This is a genomic window from Bacillus spongiae (genome assembly GCF_037120725.1).
Taxonomy (GTDB): Bacteria; Bacillota; Bacilli; order Bacillales; family Bacillaceae_K; genus Bacillus_CI; species Bacillus_CI spongiae.
Genome location: NZ_JBBAXC010000013.1, coordinates 90911 through 117854, shown reverse-complemented (window position 1 = coordinate 117854; position 26944 = coordinate 90911). Strand labels below are relative to the sequence as shown.

General features: G+C 35.6%; 27 protein-coding genes, 1 pseudogene and 1 riboswitch. Of the genes and pseudogenes, 22 read left to right on the top strand and 6 right to left on the bottom strand.

Features of this window, described 5'->3' with window-relative positions; translation table 11 throughout:
• The first annotated feature begins 1 nt into the window (after position 1).
• The 5 genes from WAK64_RS15820 (at position 2) to WAK64_RS15800 (ending at position 4384) form a co-directional block, all read left to right on the top strand.
• A complete protein-coding gene (locus WAK64_RS15820) occupies positions 2-415 on the top strand; it encodes a hypothetical protein (protein WP_336587962.1) in 414 nt (137 codons plus the stop codon).
• A 1360-nt stretch (positions 416-1775) separates the two neighbouring features.
• Complete coding sequence (locus WAK64_RS15815) at positions 1776-2279, top strand: hypothetical protein (protein WP_336587961.1); 504 nt, start codon at positions 1776-1778, stop codon at positions 2277-2279.
• A gap of 370 nt (positions 2280-2649) precedes the next feature.
• Positions 2650-3096, top strand: a complete 447-nt coding sequence (locus WAK64_RS15810) for a hypothetical protein (RefSeq protein WP_336587960.1) — start codon at positions 2650-2652, stop codon at positions 3094-3096.
• Between the two features lie 168 nt (positions 3097-3264).
• Complete coding sequence (locus WAK64_RS15805) at positions 3265-3744, top strand: hypothetical protein (RefSeq protein ID WP_336587959.1); 480 nt, start codon at positions 3265-3267, stop codon at positions 3742-3744.
• A gap of 199 nt (positions 3745-3943) precedes the next feature.
• Positions 3944-4384: an NADAR family protein gene (locus tag WAK64_RS15800; RefSeq protein ID WP_336587958.1), complete on the top strand. Its 441-nt coding sequence runs from the start codon at positions 3944-3946 to the stop codon at positions 4382-4384.
• Positions 4385-4679: 295 nt separating this feature from the next.
• On the opposite strand, the gene WAK64_RS15795 is transcribed toward WAK64_RS15800, so the two are convergent.
• Complete coding sequence (locus WAK64_RS15795; RefSeq protein ID WP_336587957.1) at positions 4680-6209, bottom strand: cell wall-binding repeat-containing protein; 1530 nt, start codon at positions 6207-6209, stop codon at positions 4680-4682.
• A 604-nt stretch (positions 6210-6813) separates the two neighbouring features.
• Here WAK64_RS15795 and WAK64_RS15790 point away from each other — a divergent pair.
• The 10 genes from WAK64_RS15790 (at position 6814) to WAK64_RS15745 (ending at position 15335) form a co-directional block, all read left to right on the top strand.
• Positions 6814-7131 (top strand): hypothetical protein, encoded by a 318-nt coding sequence (locus tag WAK64_RS15790; protein ID WP_336587956.1) that lies wholly within the window; start codon positions 6814-6816, stop codon positions 7129-7131.
• Between the two features lie 391 nt (positions 7132-7522).
• Positions 7523-8047 carry an RNA polymerase sigma factor gene (locus WAK64_RS15785; RefSeq protein WP_336587955.1) on the top strand — a complete coding sequence of 175 codons (525 nt, stop codon included), beginning with the start codon at positions 7523-7525 and terminating at the stop codon, positions 8045-8047.
• Positions 8028-9080, top strand: coding sequence for a DUF4030 domain-containing protein (locus WAK64_RS15780; protein WP_336587954.1), 1053 nt, complete (start codon positions 8028-8030; stop codon positions 9078-9080). The genes WAK64_RS15785 and WAK64_RS15780 overlap by 20 nt, the downstream gene beginning before the upstream one ends.
• A gap of 429 nt (positions 9081-9509) precedes the next feature.
• Positions 9510-10178 (top strand): response regulator transcription factor, encoded by a 669-nt coding sequence (locus WAK64_RS15775; protein ID WP_336587953.1) that lies wholly within the window; start codon positions 9510-9512, stop codon positions 10176-10178.
• Positions 10175-11554, top strand: coding sequence for a HAMP domain-containing sensor histidine kinase (locus WAK64_RS15770; protein WP_336587952.1), 1380 nt, complete (start codon positions 10175-10177; stop codon positions 11552-11554). The genes WAK64_RS15775 and WAK64_RS15770 overlap by 4 nt, the downstream gene beginning before the upstream one ends.
• A 107-nt stretch (positions 11555-11661) precedes the next feature.
• Positions 11662-12570, top strand: a complete 909-nt coding sequence (locus WAK64_RS15765; RefSeq protein WP_336587951.1) for an ABC transporter ATP-binding protein — start codon at positions 11662-11664, stop codon at positions 12568-12570.
• Entirely contained in the window at positions 12570-13280 is a 711-nt protein-coding gene (locus WAK64_RS15760) for an ABC transporter permease (protein ID WP_336587950.1), read from the top strand. Before WAK64_RS15765 ends, WAK64_RS15760 begins: the two co-directional genes overlap by 1 nt.
• Positions 13281-14009: an ABC transporter permease gene (locus WAK64_RS15755; RefSeq protein WP_336587949.1), complete on the top strand. Its 729-nt coding sequence runs from the start codon at positions 13281-13283 to the stop codon at positions 14007-14009. It abuts the gene before it with no gap.
• Between the two features lie 323 nt (positions 14010-14332).
• A complete protein-coding gene (locus WAK64_RS15750; RefSeq protein WP_336587973.1) occupies positions 14333-14815 on the top strand; it encodes a histidine phosphatase family protein in 483 nt (160 codons plus the stop codon).
• 361 nt (positions 14816-15176) lie between these two features.
• Positions 15177-15335 (top strand): hypothetical protein, encoded by a 159-nt coding sequence (locus tag WAK64_RS15745; protein ID WP_336587948.1) that lies wholly within the window; start codon positions 15177-15179, stop codon positions 15333-15335.
• A 60-nt stretch (positions 15336-15395) separates the two neighbouring features.
• Here the strand turns inward: WAK64_RS15745 and WAK64_RS15740 are convergent, their stop codons facing one another.
• Both WAK64_RS15740 and WAK64_RS15735 read right to left on the bottom strand, forming a co-directional pair.
• A complete protein-coding gene (locus tag WAK64_RS15740) occupies positions 15396-15632 on the bottom strand; it encodes a hypothetical protein (RefSeq protein WP_336587947.1) in 237 nt (78 codons plus the stop codon).
• Between the two features lie 207 nt (positions 15633-15839).
• On the bottom strand, positions 15840-16316 hold the full coding sequence (locus WAK64_RS15735; RefSeq protein ID WP_336587946.1) for a hypothetical protein: 477 nt from the start codon (positions 16314-16316) through the stop codon (positions 15840-15842).
• 953 nt (positions 16317-17269) lie between these two features.
• Between WAK64_RS15735 and WAK64_RS15730 the strand changes: the two genes are divergently transcribed.
• Entirely contained in the window at positions 17270-18193 is a 924-nt protein-coding gene (locus WAK64_RS15730; protein ID WP_336587945.1) for a patatin-like phospholipase family protein, read from the top strand.
• A 152-nt stretch (positions 18194-18345) separates the two neighbouring features.
• Here WAK64_RS15730 and WAK64_RS15725 read toward each other — a convergent pair whose 3' ends face one another.
• Both WAK64_RS15725 and WAK64_RS15720 read right to left on the bottom strand, forming a co-directional pair.
• Positions 18346-19053: a LiaF transmembrane domain-containing protein gene (locus WAK64_RS15725; RefSeq protein ID WP_336587944.1), complete on the bottom strand. Its 708-nt coding sequence runs from the start codon at positions 19051-19053 to the stop codon at positions 18346-18348.
• Between the two features lie 404 nt (positions 19054-19457).
• Positions 19458-20210 carry a hypothetical protein gene (locus WAK64_RS15720; protein ID WP_336587943.1) on the bottom strand — a complete coding sequence of 251 codons (753 nt, stop codon included), beginning with the start codon at positions 20208-20210 and terminating at the stop codon, positions 19458-19460.
• Between the two features lie 214 nt (positions 20211-20424).
• On the opposite strand from WAK64_RS15720, the pseudogene WAK64_RS15715 reads away from it, so the two are divergent.
• Positions 20425-21022: pseudogene (locus tag WAK64_RS15715) on the top strand (IS1595 family transposase); the annotation flags it as partial.
• Positions 21023-21123: 101 nt separating this feature from the next.
• On the opposite strand, the gene WAK64_RS15710 reads toward WAK64_RS15715, so the two are convergent.
• Entirely contained in the window at positions 21124-21348 is a 225-nt protein-coding gene (locus WAK64_RS15710; protein WP_336587942.1) for a hypothetical protein, read from the bottom strand.
• A 213-nt stretch (positions 21349-21561) separates the two neighbouring features.
• On the opposite strand from WAK64_RS15710, the gene WAK64_RS15705 reads away from it, so the two are divergent.
• From WAK64_RS15705 to WAK64_RS15685, 5 genes are all read left to right on the top strand, one after another.
• Positions 21562-22416, top strand: coding sequence for a metallophosphoesterase (locus WAK64_RS15705; protein WP_336587941.1), 855 nt, complete (start codon positions 21562-21564; stop codon positions 22414-22416).
• Positions 22417-22599: 183 nt separating this feature from the next.
• A riboswitch (cobalamin riboswitch) is annotated at positions 22600-22783 on the top strand.
• Between the two features lie 120 nt (positions 22784-22903).
• Positions 22904-23860 (top strand): ABC transporter substrate-binding protein, encoded by a 957-nt coding sequence (locus tag WAK64_RS15700; protein WP_336587940.1) that lies wholly within the window; start codon positions 22904-22906, stop codon positions 23858-23860.
• Positions 23820-24884 carry a FecCD family ABC transporter permease gene (locus tag WAK64_RS15695; protein WP_336587939.1) on the top strand — a complete coding sequence of 355 codons (1065 nt, stop codon included), beginning with the start codon at positions 23820-23822 and terminating at the stop codon, positions 24882-24884. The genes WAK64_RS15700 and WAK64_RS15695 overlap by 41 nt, the downstream gene beginning before the upstream one ends.
• Positions 24881-26269 carry an ABC transporter ATP-binding protein gene (locus WAK64_RS15690; RefSeq protein ID WP_336587938.1) on the top strand — a complete coding sequence of 463 codons (1389 nt, stop codon included), beginning with the start codon at positions 24881-24883 and terminating at the stop codon, positions 26267-26269. Before WAK64_RS15695 ends, WAK64_RS15690 begins: the two co-directional genes overlap by 4 nt.
• 15 nt (positions 26270-26284) lie before the next feature.
• On the top strand, positions 26285-26860 hold the full coding sequence (locus WAK64_RS15685) for a cob(I)yrinic acid a,c-diamide adenosyltransferase (RefSeq protein WP_336587937.1): 576 nt from the start codon (positions 26285-26287) through the stop codon (positions 26858-26860).
• Positions 26861-26944: the final 84 nt, after the last annotated feature.

Below are 26944 nucleotides of genomic sequence, written 5' to 3'. Positions count from 1 at the left end.
AATGAGATCAATAGACACTTATAAACCATCGAAAAAACTAGGATTACAATTCCTTTGTGCTGCAGTTCTATTCTTATTTTTACCCCTTTTATATAATTTTCAAGGTGGCGAATTATTTTTAGCAGTTTTAACCTGGGGTTCTTCCTTATTCTTCTTTTATATAGCATTTATTGTTTTGGGCTTTGAAAAAGTAGAAATGAGTGCTGAATGTTTAAGAGTATATAGACATATAGGTTCTAAACCGAAATCAATAATCTATTTTAATGAAATCGTTAGTTTTGAAAGCTCAAAAAATTTGGGTCTAAACAAGTATTTATTGAGGACAGTGTCCTCACGAATGATTTTTCTAGGTTATGATGAAAGCTTTGCTTTAGAGTTGGAAAAACGTATCAATGAATTTCTTCATTTGAGTTAAACAACAGCAGACTTATCTCATTTGTACTCAAATTATTAAGAAAGTAGAAAACCTTATGATACCCGCCTGATCTCACAGTTTTCATTGAGATCAGGTTTTTTGTTGTTTGTACTTGCCGTTTAAATTTACGTGTGATTATTGATGTTTGGTAGTATTGAAATACTTTTTACAATAGAAAGCTAAACAAAGAGGCAAACAATAGTATGTATTAAGAGAAATCTTGTTAACATTATTAACGTATTATGAAGATTCAAATGCTTATGGTATGTAAAAAATGCAAGAATAATAGATAGATTTTTTAACTTACCTTATCACATTACAAAATAGGGTATTAATAAAATGAAAATATGTCTATTCTTTAAAAACATTTCGAAAATTCAAATGTTTGGGAAGTCATTGATGAATTTCTGATGATCCTTACTTATCAAAGAGATAGTTTTCTTTATTAATACTGAATTACGTGTTGATCTTGATAAAAGAGGTTATGTAAAAACTGTATTAAATATGAATGGTAACTTTATTGAAGCAGTAACGATTGCTACTTTAGGAAGAACCATTTCTAAATTTGATTAAGGTGAATCTAGGAATTTTAGATGATTTGAATAAGGCGGCAGAGGTATTATCAGAAATAAATTAATTAACGTTAGAGTACAGGTGAAAATAATCAGATAGGAAGAAATTGAATAAGATAAACTAAGCAATTTGGATGAGTTTTTACAATGTATTCATCAACAATTTCTGAAGGCAAACTAACACAAGAGAATGACAAAGTACTAATATCGAAGCATGGTAGTTAACTGTTAAAAAAAGCAAACAATAAAAAACAATGAATATATAAATAGTATCCTTTGGAACTCATAATTTCTGCTGGTTGTACCATCGTAGAATATTACAAAAAATCTATTTCTAAATTGGCCGAGCTGACATGTTATAAGACGAGCTAGACTATACACTGGTGCTAGTATAAAGAGTAAGATTTTTTACTAGCTCATCTAGAACTCAAGTTGAAATCTAATTAGATCAGGGAAAACGGCATATCCTAAAAAGTAAGGGAGGATAAAAAATGTCTAATAACTATATAATAGAATTAATTGATGGAAAAAGTAGAATGATATTGCCAGAAAGGCTATCTCCCGTGCAATCATTGGGTCAGATTCAAGACAAGCATTTACGTCACTTAAAGATGAACTCAATTCTGCTGGATGGACTACACTAGACCAAAGTTAGGATCTAATTGGTAATAAGTATTCTGTTAATCTAGTCGTCGAAAAGGGCAAGTGGCTTAATGCAAATTCAATGATTACAAAACATAATAAGGATCAGACAGATGTTGAGTTAATCGAGCTTTAATAAGGGAGGGATGGAGTTGGAAAACGTAGAGATACTATTTAGGGATTTTAGAAAGAGGGATATTGATAGATTAGTATATGAAGAACTTAAAATCTCGACATTAAAAGTGAAATCATCACATTTCCTTGATTATACTATACATAAAGATATCGGTATTTCTCAAGTAAAAAACATAGAGAAAACCTTATCACCAAAAGGAACAGGAAACATCTTCTTTGAAGAAGTGCAGCTAGGTATATTATTGAAAGACGTAGTAGTTGTGTACTCGTTTGATAAACAATTGGGTGATATTGTATTTAATTTTACAGAAGCTCAATTACTAATAAATCAAAGACACATAAATAAGATAAGATTGAAAAAGCTAATCCATTATCTAGTTGATGTGAAGAAAAAGTATGAAATTCCAAAAGTTATCATTGGCTATGAACCTGCAACTGATGAAGATACTTTATTTATAGAAATCAATGATCCAGTAACTAATTATGCGAATGAAATAGATAAAATATTTTCTTGAATTTATGAGCTATAAGATACTAGGCTTCTTAAGTGTAGAGAACCTATATAATAGTCTACTTTCTAGCTAAATGAAAGTAATTTCAAGTCACACAACAATTTAAAAGGTTCAACTGAATTTCAATTAAGTCATTAATAACCATGTTACAAAGAGTTTCAAAATAATGTATGAAAGGTGGATAACCAGCATCCTGCTTCTTTAATAGCATAGCGCCCTTGTTGAAAAAAGCGATGGTTAACACAGTTTTCTTGCGAAAAGGATGAAAAATTCAATAAATTCCAGGTTTGAATGTAGGGAAATTATCATCATGACAAACATAAAAGTAAAACTAGTACGATTATTAAGATAGAATAAATGGAGAAGATATTGAATGACCTTAAGTAAAAGAGATGCAGAAAAGTTATTTCATTTAAGGTTTAAAAGGCCCAATTATGCTGAAGAAGTATATCCACAGGATATATATGAATATGATAAGTCTACTTGGATTGTCGGAGGGAGAACTGTACCGTCAACGAAAGTATTATGTGATGAAAAAATGTATAGACAAGGCACTTGGATTCCTTCAATAACAGATTTACTAGAATGGTTTGATGAAAATGAGTGTACATTTACTATGACTTATAATGACCTTAGTTATAAAATCGAAGCATTAGATATAAATGAACAGTACTATAAAGGAAAGGGGATATCAGCAGAGTTTGGGTTATTGAATGTCATTATTCAAATTCTTACTAAATATGGAGGTTCACCTGTAACCAAAACTTACACTGTAATTGAAGCGGAATTAGTGGATGATGAAGACCTAAATGTTCATTAGGTAAATATAAAACTTACAACTTTCTAATATATAGCATCTCAACATTAAGAGAGATGACATGTTAAAAGGGAAGGACTAAATAATTGGTGCTAAGGATAAAGTGTGAGATTGCACGTAAGCATGCTAAAACAAATCGTACCATAGTTAAATATGAAGGAGGCGTAACGATTGAAGGAGAGTCCTAAGTATGCAAAAACGATCATTGTGTTTGTGAAATATAAAAATGAGGATAGGTGGTATGTTGCGGATAAGGAACTTTGGTTTTTGGATTTACGTAAACTGTCTGCTGCTTTTAGTAAGATAGTTTTTGATGATGATCTTTCTAATGACTTCTCTGACAGATATGATATTGATATAGTGAACGAGGATACAGCGGAGGATTTCCTGAATCACATTAGGGAGGCTTCAACAGAAGAATTGCACAACATACTGAAGGGCGGATTTTATAGCGATATTGTTGATTTGGTCCCCTCTCTATATATTGATTTTGATAATAAAATATTTTTATCCTATTATCCTGAACCAGCATCATATGAAGTGTTCGTACCAAATGGGTGGGTTGGAAAGTATGAGGATTTTATGTTTACGGATTCTATCCCACCCGAATATAGATATTGGATCATCAATGGTAAGGATGTATTTTTATAAGGAGAATAACAATGGAAAAGAGTTTAACAGAATCATTGTTTCTCCCATAGGCTTCTGTTACAGCAGAAGCGGACCATGCTCAATATCCAGACCCTCTTTATGGGAATTAGAGAAGTTAGAAGGGTAGATAGAAAGGTTCTTTGGGATGCCCTTATTAGTGAATTGTAAAGAAGAATAAAATATGCATAGGAGCAAAAACATGGCAATTTACTTTTATAAAATGAAAGACGATTATGGTAGTTTTTCAAACTTTTCTCATCATGGGTTTGAATTAGATGGTTCTTTTTGGCCCACGAGTGAGCACTATTTTCAAGCAATGAAATTTATTGGAACGGAATCGGAGGAAGAGGTTAGACGTTCTGATTCCCCTATGGAAGCGGCAAAAATGGGACGTGATAGAAGCAAACCCCTTAGGGAAGATTGGGAAAATGTGAAAGATGATGTGATGAGAAAAGCCGTGTTGACAAAATTTACAGTACATAAAGACCTACAAAGCCTACTCCTTTCTACCGGAGACCAAGACATCATTGAGAAAACGTCAAATGACTACTATTGGGGATGTGGAAAGGATGGTTCAGGCAAAAACATGTTAGGTATTATTTTAATGGAAATTCGAGAACAGTTAAGAAAGAAAGTTTAATAATAGTGATTTAACCCTTGATAGACACTAAGCCCTTCAAGGTTTTTTTAATATTCAATTACGTTCTTAAAGGAGAGAAAGAAACGACATACGGTTAATCTGTAACAATTAGTGTTTATTAAGAGCAAGAGGATGAAAAGGAACGAACGATTTGCTGTGATGTATCGAAACAAGGGGTATGTAGAAATAAATGTAAAAAAAACTTAAACCCCCGTTACCTGTCAATAACGGGGGAATGTAAGTGATGTTTCTATTCGTTACATCAGTATGATGACTGAAATTTAATCTTTTTTGCTTATTTGAATAAGTTGTGGAGATAGTCTTCAACAGATTGAGGGACTCTTAAGGTTCCCCCGATAAGATACACATTATCAAGCGCTTGATGTTGCAGCTTATCATTGAATGTGTCCTTTACTACTCCGTGTAAATCTTCGTCTTCAGGGGTTAAATACAGATTTGCCCCACTAAAAGCACCTAATAAAGCTCCAGGAATTCCATCGTAATAAGTGGCCGCAACGACGGCGCTTCTCTTTGTATAGTGAAGGTCAGATGCAATACTATTTGGAAGCTCATAAATATCGCTACTAGAAACCCGTCTTACTTTCCCGAATTCCTCTAATTCTTTTTCTACATTAGTTGACGCTACTTCTGTATTACCTACTAAAATAAAATCGTTTAGTTGTGGGTTGTCTGTTAAAAACTTTACCGTATCCTCGAGTAAATAATTTCCATTTGTATAGAGAATGGGTTTCCCTGTTTCAGCGGCATAAGATGAAATTAAAAGTGGTTCATCAAAGGAAAGTCCATTTACGATAATAGCGGAAGTCGAGTATTCGTCCATGATTTTTTCCGCAACCAAATTTGAAGTAATAGTGCGGGTATCCCCACTAATCCGTTCAACAGATAAACCGGCATCACGTAGTTGTGCTTCAGCCTCATCTGAAACAACGACAGTTCCACCTATAATGATTGCTTTTTTTGCGCCTAATCGTTTGATTTCGCCCAGTATTTCATCTGGAACGAAATCAGTGTCAATCGATAAAAGGGGCGCTTTTTCCTGATACCCTAATACAACGCCAAGAATGGAATCATTAAAGCCATCCCAAGCATCTGTTATGATGACGGTATCCGTATTTCCACCAAATTTATCAATTTCTTTACTAATTTCCACATATGTTAAGTATAGAGTATCTCCGCTAATTCGCTTAGCACCTGGTGATACGACTGTTCGTGTATCTGTGATGCTATTGTCATTGGCTGATTCTGCAAATGATACAATGGTGTTTGTTCCAAACAATACATCGACACTTTTTGAAAAAGAGCTTGAAAGGGTATTGGCTTGTGTGTGTCGGTTAATAATGTAATTGATGGTTGAGCCATTACTAGATCCGTTAAAGCCTGTGTTGAAATCTCCAACACTTAGTTTCGTAAAGGGGGAAGGCTCTGACACATTCAAAGATGGTAATTCCGTATCACCTGAAAGGTCAAGGTCTCCTGTTAACTTTATTTCATAGCTTCTGTCAGACTTATTTGTAGATGAAATAGAAAGGACATAGTCTCCAACTGGTAAAGAGTCACCACTGTAATAGGGTTTCTCTGTGTCTTTGTCAACGAGAGAGTAAAATACTTCTGTATTCGACAAAAAACGGATGGAGAGCGTTCCTTCTTTGGCAGTAGAGAAAGAATAGCTATGGACTTGTTGACTAGGTAATTCTCCCTTGTATGTAATTGAAGAACCTTCGCCATACGCCGTATTCGTATTGCCAATTGTAAAGAACAATACTACTATTAATAGGAAAGAGAGTACTATCCTTGATTTATTCATAATTTTCGACCTCCTGTCATATTCAATTCGAATTTTATTTGAGTTTAGTAATAATATCGTGATGACAAAACAAAATAGAATTACGGACTTATTTATAATAAAGCATAAAGGTCAAAACAATCAACTACTAAAAGTATGAAAATGGCATACTTTAATAAGTTAAATAAAGTTAGATATTACATGCAAGATATAGATTTTAAGCTATGAAGCTCTGTTTGAATCGTGTCAATATAGTCTATTCACTCATGTTACATGAATGGTAGAAAACAACAGTAGTTATGACAGAATCATTCAATAGATGGAAACCTGATATTTCTAGAAGCTTCTATTAAACATAATGCTCCAGAAGTGAAAAGAATAATCGACGTAATCAAGGAAGAACATTTCGGACCCTCTCTCAGGCGATCAATAGTTTTTATGGTACTAAGGTTATATCTAACAATATTGTTGAACACATTTAAAATGACTAAGGAAAGATTTATTGTAGTACAGCTTAATTGAAAATGTTGAGACTCTTACATAAGAGTAGATGTTCTAAATATTACATGTTATTCTATAATTTAGTGAAATCGATAAAAATTTGTCAAAGTAGGGGGATTACAATATGTACGGGCTGCTTAACCTTGGAAGTCTCGTGCTTGGGCTAATTGCTTGGACACTTCCTATTAGTCTTCTAACACGAGAAAAGAAATATGAAAATAGACATTGGGTTACTTTGTCTTTTATAAGTATTAGTGCTTGTAGTATTTCGTTATGTTTGCAGATTTTCTACATCTATCACAAAGTAACAGTTGAAGATTGGGGTGCTTTAATGGACACGATGTATGCAGTTGCCTTTGCTTCGGCATTTCTTCTCATCGTCACCATAATACTAAATGTGATGACTTTTTATGTAACCCAAGACAAAAAAGTGAAGCAATAATAATGAAAGTTCATTTTGAAAAAGAATAAACAAAAGTGGTTCCGTTGGTTTGAGTTAAGGAAGAACTTAGAATTTAAAACAGGTAGAGTAAATGCTTTTTAAACTCGAAAAAAATAAGTCAATTTTCCGTAGAAATGTACAGACGTACATATTGTTTAGTGTCTTCTTTGCTAAGAAACATAATCAAGTAGACAAGGTTTTATCCACGTAAGGCACGATGAAGTATAAGATATTTTCCAAAGGTGCTTTTTCTATCTCAATCGTATTGGAACAACGATACCATTTTAGTATATTGTATCAATGTTTTAGAGCAGACAAGAATGTCTGCTTTTTTTGCGACCGATTTTTATACATTTCGTCTAAGTAGTAGGAAGAGAGGAGAGGTAATTAATTGGATACTCAGGAAACCATTTCACAATGGTATAACGATTATGGGGAGTCTGTCTTTACATTTATTTTGATGATTGTGAAAGATTATCAGCAGGCAGAGGATTTAACTCAAGAAACATTTGTGAAAGCTTATCGAAAGCATCATACATTTACTCAGAAATCTACTATAAAAACATGGTTATTTAGCATTGCACAAAATACGGCGAAAGATTACTTACGTAAAAAAAATCCGTTGTTGCATTATTTACGGTTATCGTTACATGAACGCGATGTAACGCCTTTACCTCATCAATTAGTGGAAATGAATGAAGATGAAGTAAAACTATATCATTCCTTACAAAGGATAAAACCAAATTATCGACAAGTGATTGTTTTACGTAAGTTAAAAGAATTTTCAACGAAAGAAACTGCTGAAATTTTAGGATGGTCAGAAAGTAAGGTTAAAAGCTCACTTCAACGAGGTTTACAAGCATTAAAAAATGAGTTGATTAAAGGAGGATTTGAATATGAAGAAATCATTGGATGATGAGTTAAATCAATCTTTCCAAAGCCTTAATCAAAAACTTCGGATGAAACGAGAATATCATGACCATTTAAAGAAACGAATATTACTTGAGAGTAAAACAGCTGTTAAACAGAAAAGAATAAACAAAAAAGTAGTCCTTTCAATAGCGCTTACAGCCCTTTTATTGTTAATTAGTTCTCCATTGTATTCAACAACAATGGCATCATTAGCTGCGAAAATTATTCCGCTTGAAATGAAAAGTAATTCATCAATAATAGGTAAAATATTTGAAGTGGGTGAACAATCTGGTTACAAGCCACTTCATGTAAAAATTTCGTATAATCCGTACACAATTACTATTTGGTTGGAGAAAGGCGAAGATAGTCTTGCTAAAATACAAGGAATACTTGAACCAGAAATTAAGGAGTTACTTTATAATGAAGGAATTGATCAATATACATTGAATTTTACACAAGAAGATAAAGAGTATAAAGAAAGACAGAGTGAATCGGATACATTTGACAAAATGCGGGAAATCATTAGCACAGCGTTCTCGACTTTTGGTTATTCAGATTGGGCGGAATATGCATCATTTGGAATAGGAAAAGATACTCTTTATTTGGATATGCCGATGCATGTGAAAGAAGCTGAAGAAATCAAAAGCGATGTCATGAAATCGATTAAGAACGAAAAATTGAAGATTAACGAGGTTAAATTAGAATATATTTATTCCGATGTCGAAGACCAAAGGCAAAGGAGCCGCTGGGAAGGAATTACATCGGATATTCATCAGGCTTTAGCTGGGAAGTCAATTTATAATGTAACTAATATTTTTAGCTTAAATGTGCAGCGCGGGGTTTCATATGTTTCGATTCAAACGGGAGCGGGAATGTCTGATCCTCCTGATAAACAAATTCTCTCAGAAATCGATTCAGCTCTGCGCACTTTTTTAGATTCTGATGAGGTGAAAAAAAAGATACAAGATGATCAATACGAGATTCGACTATTAAACAAATATGATGGAACACTGTTGGTGGTTTCCAATAAAGAATAACATGCAACACAATAGTAAATTTCTATCAAAATGAATCTTCCAACATAAGAGTAATAAATAGCCTAATTTCTCAACTCATTGCTGAGAAAATTAGGCTATTTGAGCTTCACCATTTCAAATGTGTTAATGCACAGTTTCTTGAAGTTTGACCCTCACTTAAACTAAGCCACCTTCATTCACCGATTCTCAGTCAGGTAAGATACTCGAAAGGGGAAGTATGGAATCATCAATTATTCTAAAAAAATTATTCTTAATTATTGCAACGAATGAAGGTAATTCCAATATTGGTCCTTAAAAAGTGGTGGCAATATAAATAAATAACATTTTCAACAAATAATGGATAGTAGTGTTATTATATAAGTATTGTAAAGATTGACATAATTGATTAGACAAATAGTAATTTGAATGATTAGTAAGGGAGGGGAAAAGGTGGTTCATGTTTTGTACATAGAAGATGAAAGTGATATAGGCAAGTGGGTCAAAAAGGATTTAATGGAGAGGGGATATGAGGTTACGTGGCTACAGTCTGGCGAAGGTGTTGAAAACTATATAGCAAGTACCGACATCGTTATTTTGGATGTTATGTTGCCTGGATTAGATGGTTTCTCGATTGGAAAACGGATTAAGAAAGAAAATGGAGACCTGCCTATTTTAATGCTTTCCGCACGTACTGCGGTAGAGGATAAAATAGAGGGTCTCCATTTTGCAGATGATTATTTAACAAAGCCTTTTCATCCAGATGAGCTTGCAGCACGTGTCGAGGTATTATTAAGGAGATATCAAAAGAATGAAGATAAATTAGTGCTTCAACACTTAACCGTTTATACAAAGGATATGAGAATCGTTGAGAGCGATACAGGTATGGAAGTTAAATTAACGGGAAAGCAGTATCATATATTGCAATACTTTATTCGACATTTAAATCAAATATTAACAAAAGAACAGTTATATGAAGGTGTTTGGGGAGATCGTTTTATTGAAGGCGACAAAACCTTGATGGTTCATATCCGTTATTTACGAGAAAAAATTGAAAAAAACCCAGGAAAGCCAACAATTATTGAAACGATTCGGGGAATCGGGTATAGGGTGAGAATATGAGGAAGATTTTCCGGTCTCTGTTGGCAAAGTATATGTTCATTATCCTAATGGCACTTTCACTTGTTCAACTTACTTACATACTTATTGCTGTATTTGTATCCGAGGTAACAAAAGATACGGAAGATAAAAGCCAATCCCAAGGCTATGAAGGTTTTGAGGAAGTAGAGGAGAAATGGCATCAAGAAGCAAAAGATATCCAAAATGTCACGGTTCAAACAGTAGACCAACATTTTTACGAGTGGACACAACAATATGCTGATGCATCGATGTTTTGGGTAGGTGAAGATGGAAAGCTATTAACAACAGTTAATCTGAAGGACCAGCTGCCATCAGAATGGACACCGGCATTTACGACAAAATTTATTAAAGAGCGTTATGGAGGAGACCCCTTTACGATAATCGCATTTTTAGGCGAAAACGAAACGAATGGCTTTATTGTTTTGGAAGTGCCAAGGTCAACGTTTAATCCACCACTTAGAGACGTTTATGACAATTATGGATCAATTTTGTTTATTGGTGTCATTCTCATTATTTTCTTATTTATTACGGCTTCCTTTTTATTTTTTAGAGGAATTAGAAAACGTTTAGTAAAGTTACAAGATGCGATGGAGCTAAGAGATGTCGATAATCTGCCAATTCAAATTAACGTAAAAAAGCAGGATGAAATTGGTCAACTTGAACAAACGTTTAATCAAATGGTATTTGAATTGAGAGAAAGTAAACAACGTGAACAGAAGGAGGAGCAATTACGTCGAGAATTAATTGCCAATTTATCTCATGATTTACGTACACCGTTAACGAAGGTAAGAGCTCAAACCTATTCAATAGCTAAAGAGGATTTATCAGCAGACGGTAAAAGAGCGATAAAGGCGCTTGAAGCTTCGGTTGTGAATATTGACAGTTTAATTGAAAATTTGATGTCGTATTCTCTCCTAATGGCTAGTAAGTATAAATGTGATCGAAAAGCAATCGATGTTGTTCGTTTTGTACGCAAATCTTTAGCTTCATGGTACCCAGTATTTGAAAAAGCAGGATTTGAAATCGATATTGAGTTAAATGTTTTTAAAGAAACCAAATGGCTGGTTGACCCAATTTGGTTAGGGCGTATATTGGATAATCTTTTTCAAAATGTCGTACGTCATGCACGGAGTGGACAATATATCGGGGTAAAAACAGAGTCAAAGGACAATATTGACTCACTCATCATTATTGATCGAGGAAAAGGGATGAATGATGAATCAAATGAAAAAGGAGCAGGAATAGGTTTGTCCATAGTTGACATGATGGTGAAAGGAATGGACCTAGATTGGGATATTGAGTCAAGTGAACAAGGAACAACGATTACAATAAAGAAATATAACGAAAGGTGTAGTTGAAAAAAGCCACCAGCTTTTTTCAATTGCACCTTTTTAAATAAAATTTAACCTTTCCGCTTACCTTACTTTAACCTTTAATTTCTATCATAGAGGATGAGGTGAGAGAAATGGAATATGTTGTACAAACTAAAAATTTATCAAAACGTTTTGGCAAAGAAAATGCAGTTATCGGATTGGATATGAACATACGAAAAGGGGATATATATGGATTTTTGGGGCCTAATGGTGCTGGGAAGACAACGACAATCCGTATGCTATTAGGCTTGATGAAGCCAACATCCGGTTCTATTACTATTTTTCAAAAGGATTTGAAAAAAGAAAGAATCGAAATATTGAGGAAGGTTGGATCACTTGTTGAGAATCCATCCTATTACCCTCATTTAACAGCTTATGAAAATTTGGAAGCGTTAAGAAAAATTTTAGGAGTTCCAAAAACACAAATCTATGATGTACTAGACATTGTTCGCTTAACAGAAGTGGCCAATAAAAAAGTAAACGGATTTTCACTTGGAATGAAGCAGCGCTTAGGAATTGCCGCTTCACTTCTAAATAATCCAGATCTGTTAATTTTGGATGAACCAACTAATGGACTTGATCCTTCTGGAATTATTGAAATCCGAAATTTAATTAAACGATTACAATCTGAATTTGGAATAACGGTTATCATCTCAAGTCACTTATTAACAGAGATTGAACAAATGGCAACGACTGTTGGGATCGTCACGAAAGGAAAAATGATCTTTCAAGATTCTATCGAAGCGATGAACAGATACGCTCAGCAAAAAATCTTATTAAAAGTAAGTGACAGTGAGCAAGCGTGGCGATCATTACTAGCTAAAGGGATAAAAGCCGATTTTAAAGAAGGTATCATTTTATTACAAGAACATTCAAATGAAAAAGTAGCGCATACCATTCGAACACTCGTTCAAGACGGATTTTGGATTTATCGAGTGGAAGAGGAGAAAAGATCATTAGAAGAAACTTTCTTACAAATGACGAAGGAGGAGAAAAACTAATGATTGGAAGACTTTTAACGACTGATTTTTTAAAAATAAAGCGAAAAGGAATCTGGTTTTTAACGTTTTTAGGCCCTTTTGGTGTTGTTGCGATGCAAATGGTGAATTACGGGGTTCGAAAAGATTATTTACTCCAGCAAAGTGAGGATAATTGGGGATATTATCTATTGAATGTTAGTGGATTTACCCCACTTGCACTTGTGTTGGGAATAGCGATATTAACCTCCTTTATGGCGAGTATAGAGAATGAAACGAATGCATGGAAGCAGTTGATTTCATTACCTGTTTCGAAAATGAGTATTTATTTATCTAAATTCATTGTTCTTGCGTGTTTATTATGGATCTCTTCATTGATATTGATGGTGCTCACTCTTAGTTACGGTATTTTTCTAGATTTAGGAGACAGTATTCCTTTTTTTGAACTGATCAAGTATAGTTTCTATCCTTACTTTGCCGTACTACCGATATTAGCATTGCAGCTCTGGATTGCAACGGTTAGCCGAAATCAAGGAATCCCAATTACTACCGGTGTTTTAGGAGTAATTTTCACTTATTCTGCCTATAAATTGCCAGATTGGATGATTTGGAAGTGGCCTTCACTAATGAATGAATGGGGAGAACCTATTGTCAATGTCATGCTCGGGGTTGCGGTAGGTTGCATATTGTATGTAGTAGGAATGGTTGACTTTACGAGAAGGGATGTGGAATAAATGTTCTCTATTATACAATCAGAATGGTATAAACTACGAAAATCCAAAATTATACTTATTCTATTTGCAGGACCCTTTATTGCATTTTTTATCGGCTTAACAGGAAACCTCTTTCCTACCGATATTGGCAATGAATGGTATATCATGTTATTATCTATGAATTTATCGTATGCTCTGCTATTTTTACCTTTAATAACAGGGGTATTAGCAAGTGTCATATGTAGGTATGAGCACCAAGCTGGTGGTTGGAAGCAACTGTTAGCCATGCCGGTCACAAGAGGAAAAGTGTTTGTGGCGAAGTTTGTCTTAGTGATGATTCTTGTGTTGACGATCCAACTCTTATACCTCGGTGCTGTTTATGCGGTTGGCATGTTAAAGGGCTTCACAACCCCTTTTCCAGTCGATATTGTTTGGAAAAGTATTTTCGGGGGATGGGTGGCGACTTTTCCATTAGTAGCATTACAATTGTGGATGTCTATTCTGTTTAAAAGCTTTGCGGCCCCTTTTACTGTTAACGTTGTCTTTACCTTACCGACTATACTGGCTGTGAATTCAGAGAAAGTTGGACCGTACTACCCATGGGCACAACCATTTTCTATGATGTATACAGGTGATAATACAGGCGGTATATTTTATGTTCCAGGAGACCAATTATTAACGATTGTTGGGGGAAGCTTCCTATTGTTTTTCCTTGGAGGGCTTTTCTATTTCCAAAGGAAGGCAGTATAGAGAAGTAACCTTATCACTAAATAGAAGTCAAACCAAATATGGAACTAGACCTAATCGTAAATCAGCTGATTTACGATTAGACGGGTTTGTGATCATTTTTGCCCAAATCTTTCTTCAAAATAATTTCTTCAACCATCAGTGATTCACTTCTATAAGGAAGAAGAATAGTTAGTTACCCTACATTCTTGACGCTTTCATAATGAATATGAAAAAATAACGTTATATTCATTTTATTGTAAATTTTTATTAATAGAGGAAAAAATGAACACTACAACAATATATTTAGTTAGTCACGGTGAAACGATATGGAATAAAGAAAAGGAATTCCAGGGACAAAAGATTCTCCATTAAGTTCTATAGGGAGAGAACAAACATTACGATTAAGTGAAAAACTACATCCTTTCGACCTAGATTTAATATACACAAGCTCTACCAATAGAACCATTGAAACAACCAACATTATTAACGAACAAAGAAATTTAATAGTTACTAAAAGTAATAAATTATTAGAAATGAATTTTGGAGAATGGGAAGGGTTAACAAGGTCACAAATTAAGGAGACATTCAATAACGAATATAAATTGTTTGAGACCGATCCTGCTAATTTTGTGGCACCAACAGGCGAATCATTGGTAGAAGTGAAAGCACGAGTCATTCAATTTATAAATGAACTATTAGAAAAACACAATGGAAAGAACGTATTAGTAGTCACTCATTCCATTGTCTTAAAAATACTAATGGCTAATTTTGAAGGGCGCCCTCTAGCGAAAATGTGGAATGAATCCACCATACATTCAACAAACTAGCTTAAGTATAGTCACAGTAAACCCACAAGGATATCATATTGAACTTTATGCTGATAGTTCCCACCTTCAAGATCTACAAGCACAATAAAGGGATTATTACAGCAGCTTGTTTTACTTTACATATCAATTTTGTATCCTATATACACTCATTTTCATCTATGACCGAGTTAGGTAACATGTATATTTGTCGAGAGAAACTCTGACAAGGTGACCTTTTCGCAAACATACAATGGGTAGATTGACGAAAGAACAGTTAGACAAAGTGATTAGGCATAAACATGCTCTAAGGGATAAATAACCAACCGAGCAGTAATGTTCAGTAAAGTTTGCAAATAATATATTTAAGAAAGGGGAGGGTACTATGACTATTTGGACTTGGGTAGCCATAGCTATTGCTTTAATTTGTGGTGTAATTGCTGCTAATTCTGGAAAGAAGAAAACGGAAAGAAAAAATGTTATCGCATTTATTTGGTTTATCGTTGCAGTAGTTTTATTTTTTGTTTGGTGGTTTACAAGATAACCTTTTTAACTACTAGAAGTATTCGTTTAATAAGATGATAATGGTGAACAGAACTCCTATCTAACTGGAAGTTTTGTTTTTTTTTGAAACATCAACACCTTTTACATCTTTACAGTTAGCATTTAATATTGCAAGAAAATTAGGGGGAAGGGTTGACAATCTTTTTTTAGATGGACCAAATGAAAAGTTCCCCATTGCATTCTTCATGATGCTGTTTTTATTGGTTGCCGTTTGTTTTGATAAATGGATAAACGATACAGTCAATCTTTTTTTATTTGGAATTTTAGGATTAGCCATGATATTACTACCTTTAATGGAGCTTCTTATTTCTAGAAAATATCAATAAATACATACTAGGGAAGGTGTTAGAAACTACAAATTGTCGACGGATAAGAGTAAATCTAGTTTTTCACAATCGTTGGGTACGATTTTATTCTGAAGGTGGTCTTGAAAAAAAGCTGAAATTTCGGAAGCTTGATAATCTGGCTTCCCAATCGCTTCTTATCAACCTGTTACAATATGTTCTATGTATACGATTCCCATAAAAATTAACCAAACCGTTATAGGAATGGCCAAACTCTTAATTGCTTGCATCACTGTATATTCTTTGGCTGTTTTTTGTAGAATTCTGTCAGTAATAAAGAACAAGATAGCAGCACTTAAACTATACAAAAGTAAAATAAGACCAAATATAATGTGTAAAATGCCAGACAAAATGATTTCAGATTTTTCATTTCCTATTTTTGTAGAAGTAATTTGACTGATTTTGTCGCTAATAATAGACGTTAATACTCCGTAAATTAAAATAGCTGGGAAACTATACATCAAATAAACAGGTGTGACTAATACAACAGCAAATAAATAATTCGGTATCGATGGAATCGTTTCGCCAAATGGATTTGGCACGAATAGACCTAACAAAATAGCAAACAAAGAACCAGAAACAGATGCCGAAATAATCTTTCTTGATATCAATTTCATCACCATCCTATTCAACAAATAGTTAAAGTATCACGTAACATGGAGTTTCAAACTATCAGACATATCCTTTCTTTCAATTACAATGAAGCGTACCACGTTATTTGATTTAATTGGAAAAAGGCTTTAAAATCTCTCCAAATATATTACTAAAATGTTAGTTTAACACCAATCATATTTTCTACTTTGTGTTTCACAATCTTCCTATGCAAGCTACTTTTGATACAATTGCTGTTATTCTTCCTCTAGCAATAGCTGCCTCAGCTTACTTTGCTAAACCTTTTCAAGGAGACTAATATAAGTGAATGATAAAGACGAATAAGTTATTTTTTGCTACAATCGAACTATAATATACAAATTTCCTAATTATTACTAATCTACTACTCTATTAATATTTTATCAAAAGATAAGAGATGTAGGAAGCAAATAAAAGAAGGGTAAGAAACGAAATGAAATCAAAAAGCAACCAAGCAAATATAATGAGACAGTCACTCTTAATGGAAAACAATTTTCGTTATCAGATCTATGCACGATGAAGTGATAAGTATCAATTCATGGAAAAGCATAATGAGGAAACAATTGTTGCAAAGGTGCACTAAACAGTAAGATATTTGAGGTTGGGGAATATTTAAACGAAATTAGTCTGTAAACACAGTGATATTTCTTGAATAAAATAATAATCCATATACAGGTTACATTCTGTAACAGAGTGAACTGACAGTAACAAGAAGGTGTTGGTAGTCGGAGGTCCCGCTATCATCACTTATCACTCGTGTGTATCTGAATCTTTTCGAAGGTGCAGTCGTGATATCTGTGCTATTAACAAGTAACGCTATCACGCCTCTCCTGTAGAACGAAAACGAAAGGCACGACTTCTTTATCAAAATAGTCATTTTTCCTTATGTATAGGGTAAGGTATTAGTGGAATGATTTTCAGTTGAAGAGGGGGTGGCTTTATGTTGTTGGATGGTGTTTTTGAAGGCGGAGGTGTAAGGGGAATTGCTCATGTTGGTGCTGTTGAATCGGTTGAATTAAGAGGCTATAGGTGGAATCGTTTAGCGGGAACATCAGCAGGGGCGGTTATAGCGGCTCTCTTAGCTTGTGAATACTCTGGTTCAGAGATAAAGGACATTATCGATAGTGTTGATTACACACAGTTTATGAAGAAAAATTGGTTGGATTCAATTCCTCTTATCGGGAAAGGAATAAATCTATTGATTCATGAGGGTCTGTATGATAACCACTATCAAGAAACATGGTTGGAAGACCTTCTCATCCAGAAAGGGTATCGTTATTTTAGTGACCTTAAAGAAGGACAATTGAAAATTATTGTGTCAGATATTACGAATGGAAGAATGACAATCCTTCCGGACGATTTACACATATATGGTGAAACACATGATTTTCCTATTGCTAAAGCAGTTAGAATGAGCAGTACGATTCCTTTTTTCTTTTATCCGATTAAGTGGAAAACGAAGAAGTTTAAGCATCCTTCTTATATGGTAGACGGTGGTCTTTTAAGTAACTTTCCGATCTGGATATTTGATACGCCGGACGAACCAAAATGGCCTACGTTTGGTTTTCACTTTGTAAGAGACAAAATGAAGTCATCTCCTATGAATAGAATTGGACCGATTCGTATGTATAGATCGATGTTTAAAACGATGATGCAAGCCCATGATTTTCGTTATTTTGATGACGACGCTTATGCGAGAACGGTTAAAATTCATACGGGTACAATAACGAGTACGGATTTCCAGCTCACAGAGGACGAGAAACAGTGGCTCTATCAAGCCGGGTTTCAAGCGGCTGAAAAGTTTTTGAACACATGGAGTTTTAAAGAATACAAAAGAAGATTTAGAAGCAATAAAAGGGAGTAGGGGGAGGGTGAAGTCTGGTTCTTATGTAAAATACATCTGTCTAGCCTTGAACCCTCTCAATGTACGAACCTAGTGATGATTTTTCCCTTTATTTGAGAATGTTAAATCGACACTTTAAATAAATGTATTGGTCCTATGGCATTTCAAACATGTTAACCGTTTCGAATCGTCATTTCGCCAAACATAATGACACCATTGATTGTTAAAGTAGGGGCATCTTGAAGACCGGAACGTAAGATTGTATTGTTGGTCCAGCGCCCAAATATTCGAATGGCATTTACCTCAATGTTCCACCCTTTTGGAACAATCATATCAGCATGTCCAAAGGCTACAACTACATCAACCGTAACATCTCTTTCTGCTATTTGCGCTTCCGTTAAATTGACCGTTGCATTGCCAAACGCAACAAACTGCTCACCGCCGATAAAATCTTTGGAAACATTTTTTACATGAGACGAAGAAAATAATTGAATAGATTGAAGCTTATTTTTTGACACAAGGTTGAATGGTTGTTCCTTTTGAGAATAGTGTTTTTTTGGTGTCCGCTTCTTTCCCGTTGAAAGGAACACCCACACACCTAAGAGAATAAGAATGCTTGGCCAAAAACTTGTATACTCAAAAATATCCACGATACCAAGTACCCTTAATTGAAGCAATACGCCGATTGTGACGATGATCAACCCGCTAGAGGTTGAATGATAATGGTTTATGAGTCGGTGAAAACCATAGAAAACTAAAATCATCGGCCAAAAGGTTGTAAAAAGCTCCCCTAGCCTTAAATCTATGACTTCTAAATTATTTAGTAAAAGAAATACACCTAATGCAATCAAAACAATTCCGAAAAAATGTTTTTTCCTCAAGGACAATCCTCCTTTTAATTATCGTTTATTTATTATTATATGTTACTAGATAGGTAGAAAGAAGTAGAAAATGGAAAACATGGTTTATTCTAGTATTGATAAAAAGGTTTGCTAATAGGATAAAAATAGAGGGGTTTACGACAAAAAAGGTGTACGTACACCATCTTTCTTAAAAAAAAAAATTAAACCGAGTTTACTAAAAAATCCATTAGTGTAGGAATCTTGAAGGGATGTCCGATGATGCACAGTCCGAATACTTATTGTATAAGAGATAAAATAAGAATCAGAATCTAACAACATCAATTATTACATTGAAGTTATTATCTACATATACTCTATTTTAGTACTGCTTTAAAGTTCTTTGTTGTCACTTTCTATTAACGCGCACAGCAATTAGATTAAACCTAGTAGCCTTTGCATTGTTCATTACTTTCTTTTCCAGATATATTTTCATGCTTTATAATTTCTTTGATTTGAACCCCATTACGTGTATCAGTCAAAATGATATTGATTTTAGCAGAATTACCAGAATGATGTCCATAATAGCTTAATGCGCTGGCATAAACAATATGACTTCTGGTATCGCCATTTATCCTTTCGATTTTATCTATTTTTGGGCACATAAAAAAATCAGAGTATGCTTTGTCTAGATGTGAAAAGTAGTACCTTGTATACAAAGTTTCTTCTAACAGTTCCACTTTCGTAGGGCCATCAATTTCATGTTTCCATCCGACAAAGAGCCAATCATAAAGTTTAGGCGATTTTAAATGGGTTTTCACTTTATTTCGGTTGTATACAATTTCACCATCTACTGCTGTACAGATTTTAGTTTGCTGTTCCGAAATGCATGTATAGACAGGTTCTATAATGGCAATTTCTCCGTCATTCATCTTTAATTTCAGGGATATTGGAACCTTTTGAAATTCTAAATCCACTTTACCTTCACCAGGACTCGATGTGTTGATCCATTCAAGTACCTTACGCATTATTTTTTCTTCGTACCCATCGGTAATTCGGAATAAACGCGATTCACCTGAAGAGTATATAACTTGCATTGCTGCAACCTCTTCAATTTTAAGGTTTACATTAGCCTTGACGATAAAATCGGAAAAAAATAAACAAATGATCGCCATAAAAACAAGGATTGCGTTTTTCATGAAGCATTTCATCTCTTTCTGGAATTTTTTTATATTTTCCCCCTCGGAGATAAATCGATACCTTGTTCAACAAACGGGCTCTTTCCACAAAGTCCCGCCCATTTCGCGAGGTTTGCATTAACCAGTGATAGGATCTTCAATAATGTCCCTGTGAATTTAATAAATAATAAACTCAAATTATCCTTACCCTTTGAGCCATTCATCAAAAAAGTTGCTTTTTTTTGCTCTGCGTTCAATGGGTTATAAATGTTGAAAGGGATTATCGAATGCGATGAGACCTTTTTTAAAGAGTCTATAAAAGGACGAAGGGCTCTGGACAGAAAACCTAATAAACGTGGCGCTAAAGATAAAAAGAGGGATTAGTAATCTAAAAATGCTGTTGTTGTCGCCCAGGACCGAAAGGGGCAAGTCATTGCTCAGAGAACTGGTCGTGTAAAAGCAGAAGAAATTGACTCAGTTATCGGAAGCTATATCGCCCCATACTCTTTTTATACACAGATACAGCCACGAACTACAAGAAATTCGCCCAAATAAAGGCACTTAAACACGAGCCGATAAATCTAAGCAAAGAGGGGTATGTCAAAAAAGGCATCTATCATCTGGAAAACGTTAATAACTATCATAAACGTTTAAAGGGGTGGATGGATAGGTTCCAAGGAGTGGCTACGAAGTATTTGGACAATTACCTTTACTGGTTTAGCTTCCTTCAGCAAAGTAAGAAGCTGGCTGAAAATGAACAAATAAACCAAATGCTACTTAGTGCTTGCCAAAATTCAAATAGCATTACCGTCAATTTTTTATTTGAGGTATAAAAAAATAGCCATCCCTATGTTGGCACGACTGTATTTCTTATTCCGTTAAAGTCCAATCTGCTCTTCATTTTCTCTTTCTTTTCATTGTATCTCTTTCGCAATTAAACGCTTCTGAGTTTAACTATGCGTTCCACAACAAATCCAACTATTAAGCCGATAGCAAAAGGAAGTAATGCAATATTTGCATCAAAAATCAACCCATTTTCTAACGGTTCGTTAAGTACGAGTGAAAACCTAAAAAGAGATAAATCGAATATATTTCCAATTCCATAAAACAGAGCCATTGTCGCAACTGAAGATAATAACGGAAACCATATTTTTCTCATAAAAGCCCCCCTTTTCAATAATTGTTATATTGAACTAAACTCCCGTTAGCTGATTAGTCCTCTCCTAATATAATACCATAAAAAGTAAATTATTCCTTGTAAGAATCAAAAGCAACAATCTTTACGAAAAGGGCCTATATTAAATTAGTGTGAAAGAAGCTCTACTTATAGTATAGTTGTAAAAAATAATAGAGGATAAGAAGAGGGGAAAAGATGAAAAAAAAGAAGAAGGTTGCGTTGTATGTTTTACTAACTGTTGTAGTATTGGGTTTGTTTTCTTATTATCAAAACAATTCGATTACAACGACAAACATGAGTATTCAATCAGATCAAATTCCAGAAGCATTCAATGGCTATAAGGTTGTCCAATTATCTGATTTACATAGTAAGTCCTTTGGTAAGAACCAGCGGGTGTTAGTGGAAAAGGTGAAAGAGACCAATCCTGATGTCATTGTCTTTACGGGTGATTTAGTCGATTCGAAAAAATATAATGAAGAAAATAGTGTCGTGTTAATGGAACTGTTAACGAGCATAGCCCCTGTTTATTACGTTAGTGGAAATCATGAATGGTGGTCAGAAAGGTTTGCCACATTAGAAGAGAGGTTAACAAGTGCTGGAGTAAAAGTACTCCGGAATTCTAGTGAAGTGATTGAAAGAGAAAATGAACAAATTCATATCGTAGGGATTGATGATCCGGCGATTCAACCTTTTTTGGAAGAGGGAGAGACAACGGATAAAGCCATTACAAAGGCTCTTGAAGGGATTGATCCGGCAGAACACTTTACGATTCTCCTCGCACATCGGCCAGAGTATTTCGGTATCTATGCCGAGCACGAGCTGGACCTTGCTTTAGCCGGCCATGCACATGGGGGGCAAGTTCGAATTCCGTTTATAGGTGGTGTTGTAGCGCCTAATCAAGGTTTCTTCCCAGAATATACGTCAGGAACCTATACTGAAGCTGATTCGAAAATGATTGTTCATCGAGGGTTAGGAAACAGCATTATTCCTCAACGTATCTTTAACCGTCCTGAAATCATCGTCATTACCTTAGCATCTAAGAATGAATAAATGCCTTTAAATCCTTGGTAGAAAACAGAGGGACCCACTTAAAAGTATTGGTCACTCCGTTGAACGTTCTTGACGAGAAAATGGAATCTGCTCGAAAAAAGGCTGATAATGACGAAAATGATGAAAAATATGTCAACGATGAGTGAGAAAATAGTGTATAATGGCTAGGAACGGAAAGAAAATTACATACATTTGGAATTAGGTGAAGCAATTTACTATTGCTTAAAAGGGAAGTTGGTGAAAATCCAACGCGGTCCCGCCACTGTAAATGAGAGCGAACTGTAACGCCCACTGTGAATGATTTCATGGGAAGGGACAGGGAACGATGATCATAAGCCAGGAGACCTGCCTAATAACCGCACCAATCATGCCTACGAGGATAGGAAGGTGTATGAAGGCTTATGGCTTTAGATGTACTTTACTGCCTTTATGCACATGACATCTTCCTTAGGAAGATGTTTTTATTATGTTTAACAGGAGGATTACCATGAAGAAGCTATTTTCATTATTATTTGTATTATTATCGTTTGGCTTAGCAGGCTGTGGAGAAGACGAGAAAAAGACAGAGGAAACAAAGAAACCCGCGACGGAACAAACAGAAGAAAAAGCAGCGTTTCCTGTCACGCTAACGGATAGTGTGGATAACGAAGTGACGCTTGAAGCGAAGCCAGAGAAGATTGTTTCAATCATGCCGAGTATTACTGAAATTCTCTTTGCGGTTGGCTCAGGTGAGGAAGTGGTTGCTGGAACAGATTTTGATAATTACCCAGAAGAGGCCCAGAATCTTGAAAAAATTGGTGGAATGGAATTTAATGTCGAGAAGATTATTTCGCTACAACCTGACCTAGTATTGGCTCCTGAATCTGGATATGCGTTGGGACAGACCGGCTTGGAGCAAATTGAAGAAGCAGGCATTCCTGTTTTGGTTGTCGATGATGCAACGAATTTCGATGAAGTATATGCATCTATTGAATTTATAGGGAAAGCAACAGGACACATGGAAGAAGCTTCGAATATCATTGAAGACATGAAAACAACGTTAAATGAACTGAAGGAAAAAGCAAGTTCGATTGAAGAAGCAGAGAAAAAGAACGTCTTTATTGAAGTAAGTGGAGACCCACTCTTTACGGTTGGGACCAGTACATTTATGCATGAGATTTTAATGGCGATTTCTGCAAATAATGTAGTAGAAGAAGAAGGCTGGGTTGAACTGAATGAAGAAAAGGTTGTTTCATTAAATCCAGATGTCGTGATTACTACATATGGAGAAGGAGCGGCTGAACAAGTCTTAGCAAGAGAAGGCTGGCAAGGTGTATCCGCTATTTCAAACGAAGAAGTATATGAGGTCAACTCTGATTTAGTGTCCCGTCCAGGGCCAAGGTTAGTACAAGGAGTAGAGGAAGTTGCAAAAGTCATTTATCCTGAGGTCTTTACAAACGAATAAAGCATTCACGTATTGTATTGCCTTACTATTTCTTTTCTTATCAATTATTTTAGGCGTATCGATTGGTACTGTGTCCGTTCCGTTCACTGTGATTATTCAACTTTTTGTCATGAAGCTTCTACCTTTTCTTTCATTTGAGGTTGAGGAACAACTGGCGTATATCGTAAATTTGATTCGTTTGCCACGTGTCGTACTAGCTGGACTTGTAGGTGCTTCTCTTGCGTTAGCTGGAGCTGCCTTCCAAGGACTACTCAGAAACCCGTTAGCAGATCCCTATACATTAGGGATCTCATCGGGGGCTTCCGTTGGAGCGGTTGTCACCATCTTTTTTAATTTGTCGATACCCTTCCTCTCCCTTTTTACCCTTCCATTCATGAGTATCGTCGCTGCCTTTATCACAATTTTTTTGGTTCTTATTTTTACAAAGAAAATTGATCCGACGATGAAGGTGGAAACGATTATTTTAACAGGCATTATATTTAGCTCTTTTTTAGGAGCAACGATATCCCTCATGATAGCGCTCACGGGTGATCAGCTTCGCCAAATCATTGGTTGGTTATTAGGAAGTGTCGCGATGAGAGGCTGGGAACATGTATGGATATTAATTCCGTTTTTCCTCGTTGGCTGCATCGTTCTGTTATGGAATGCAAAAGAGTTAGATGTATTAACCTTTGGGGAAGAAAAAGCACAGTATTTAGGTGTGAATGTTCACCGGCGTAAAATGATGATCTTGCTGGCAGGTTCCATTGTGACTGGAGCGGCAGTGTCAGTATCCGGTACGATCGGATTTGTAGGTTTAGTCATCCCCCACTTTGTTCGTCTTATATGGGGACCAAGCCACCGACAATTGCTCATTTTATCGATCGTCTATGGGGCCGGCTTTCTTATTTTAGCTGATCTGATTTCACGCACGATCATTGCACCAACAGAGCTGCCAATTGGTGTTATTACAGCCCTTTTTGGCGCGCCAGTCTTCGGACTCGTGCTTATGAAGCAAAAACGTGAAAGAAGTGGTAGGCTATGATTGAAGTTCGCTCATTAACAGGAGGATACGGAAATAAGGAGATTATTCGTAATGTCACTTTTTCCGTGAAGCAAGGGGAAATGTATGGTATTTTAGGACCAAATGGAAGTGGGAAGACGACGCTTTTAAAGATGATGACTGGTTTGCTGCCGTATCAGAGAGGTTCCATTTCCATCGCTGGGAAGGAGCTTAGCCAATACTCAGCGAAAGAGCTGGCACAAACGACAGCCGTTTTACCACAAATGTCTATGCAGTCTTTTTCCTATTCTGTTAAGGAAATTGTTTCTTTAGGTAGATATTCTCATCAACAAGGAATGTTCAAATCGTGGAGTCCGAACGATGAGGAGATTGTACAAGAAGTAATGGAATTGACAGGAATTAAAAACTATGAAAACGTCTTCATTGAACAGCTGTCTGGAGGCGAACGACAGCGAGTATTTTTAGCACAGGCACTTGCCCAGCAACCGAAACTACTACTATTAGATGAACCGACGAATCATTTAGATTTGGCGTTTCAAAAAAGTATGCTTGATACGCTCAAAACATGGACGATTGAAAGAGGTCTTACTGTATTATCAATCTTCCATGATCTAAATTTAGCTAGTTTATATTGTGATACATTACTATTATTAGCAGATGGTTCCGTACAAAAGGTAGAGCAGCCGAGTAAGGTCCTAAGCGAGAGGAATATTACAACGGTATATCAGACGAAGGTGCAAAAAATCATGCATCCACATGTGGCAAAGCCACAAATCGTCTTACTACCAAATGTTGCTGAGGCATCAAGTCAACCCCACTTTTCCCTTGACTTAGTAGAAAGAAATGATGAAAAGGTCGTCATACAAACTTCTAAGCCAGTAAAGGTTATGTCTACGGCAATAGAAGGGGAGGCAGTAGGGTGGTTTACAGCCTTTTTTCTATCGCTAAAAAACGATCGAGTGCAGTCTAGTGAGATGCTCACACGATTGATTCAAAAGGAAGGGCTAATCGTAGAAGATACGATTGCTATGATGACGCCTCGCTCTTGTCATCATATATCTTCTAGCTTTTATGATGAGGGGAAAATTTCATTCATGATGGTCGTGTCGTTAACGAAAGGGATTGAAAAAGGTTCCATTAGTGTTGACCATATCATGATCTTTTTTAATGGATATTTATCTGAAGCAACATTTCTTCAAGCGTTCATGGCTGTAACTGAAGCAAAGGCTGCAATAAACTGTGGAAAAGAAGAGTCCCAATCATCTAATTATTCATCACCAAGTATCACCGTTGCTGCAACGCAAATGGGCGAGCGACTTCGTGATGCAGGACCACATTCACCGATAGGAAAACGCATAAAGTCAAGTATTGATGAGAGTATAAAGGAAGCAAAAGAGAACAAATGAATGGGAGGATGTAAGATGAGGCTATACACAAAAGGTGGAGACAAAGGGAAAACGAGTGTCATTGGAGGACGCGTCGATAAAGACGATCTTCGTGTTGAAGCATATGGCACTATAGATGAAGTGAACTCGTTCGTCGGTCAAGCACGCTCACATCTTGAAGCAAAGAAATTTGATGATATTCAAAAGGATCTTGAAAAAATTCAGCATGAATTATTTGATCTCGGTGGAGAATTAGCTACTCTTGATAAAGATCGCGAAACCGTATTTACAAACGATACGATTGAGTATTTAGAAAAGCGTATTGATGAGTATACACAAGAAGCACCCCCGCTTCAGCGCTTTGTTCTACCTGGTGGAACAAAAGGCTCATCTAGCCTCCATATTGCGAGAACCGTTACTCGACGAGGGGAAAGACTAGTCGTTCAGCTTTCTAAACTTGATGAATCGACATCCGCTTTAGCGTTAAAATATTTAAATCGACTGTCAGATTATTTCTTCGCTGCAGCAAGAGTCGTAAATATTCGTGATGGTGGGAAGGATGTCGAATATATTCGCAGTAAAAATGTCTTTTCTCCTAAAAGCGATAATTAAAGCGAGCCACTCATGTTGTGAGAGGATTGTACACCGTTACCCGTTAATGGTGTACTTTTTATGTAACGGAGAATAAACGAAGTT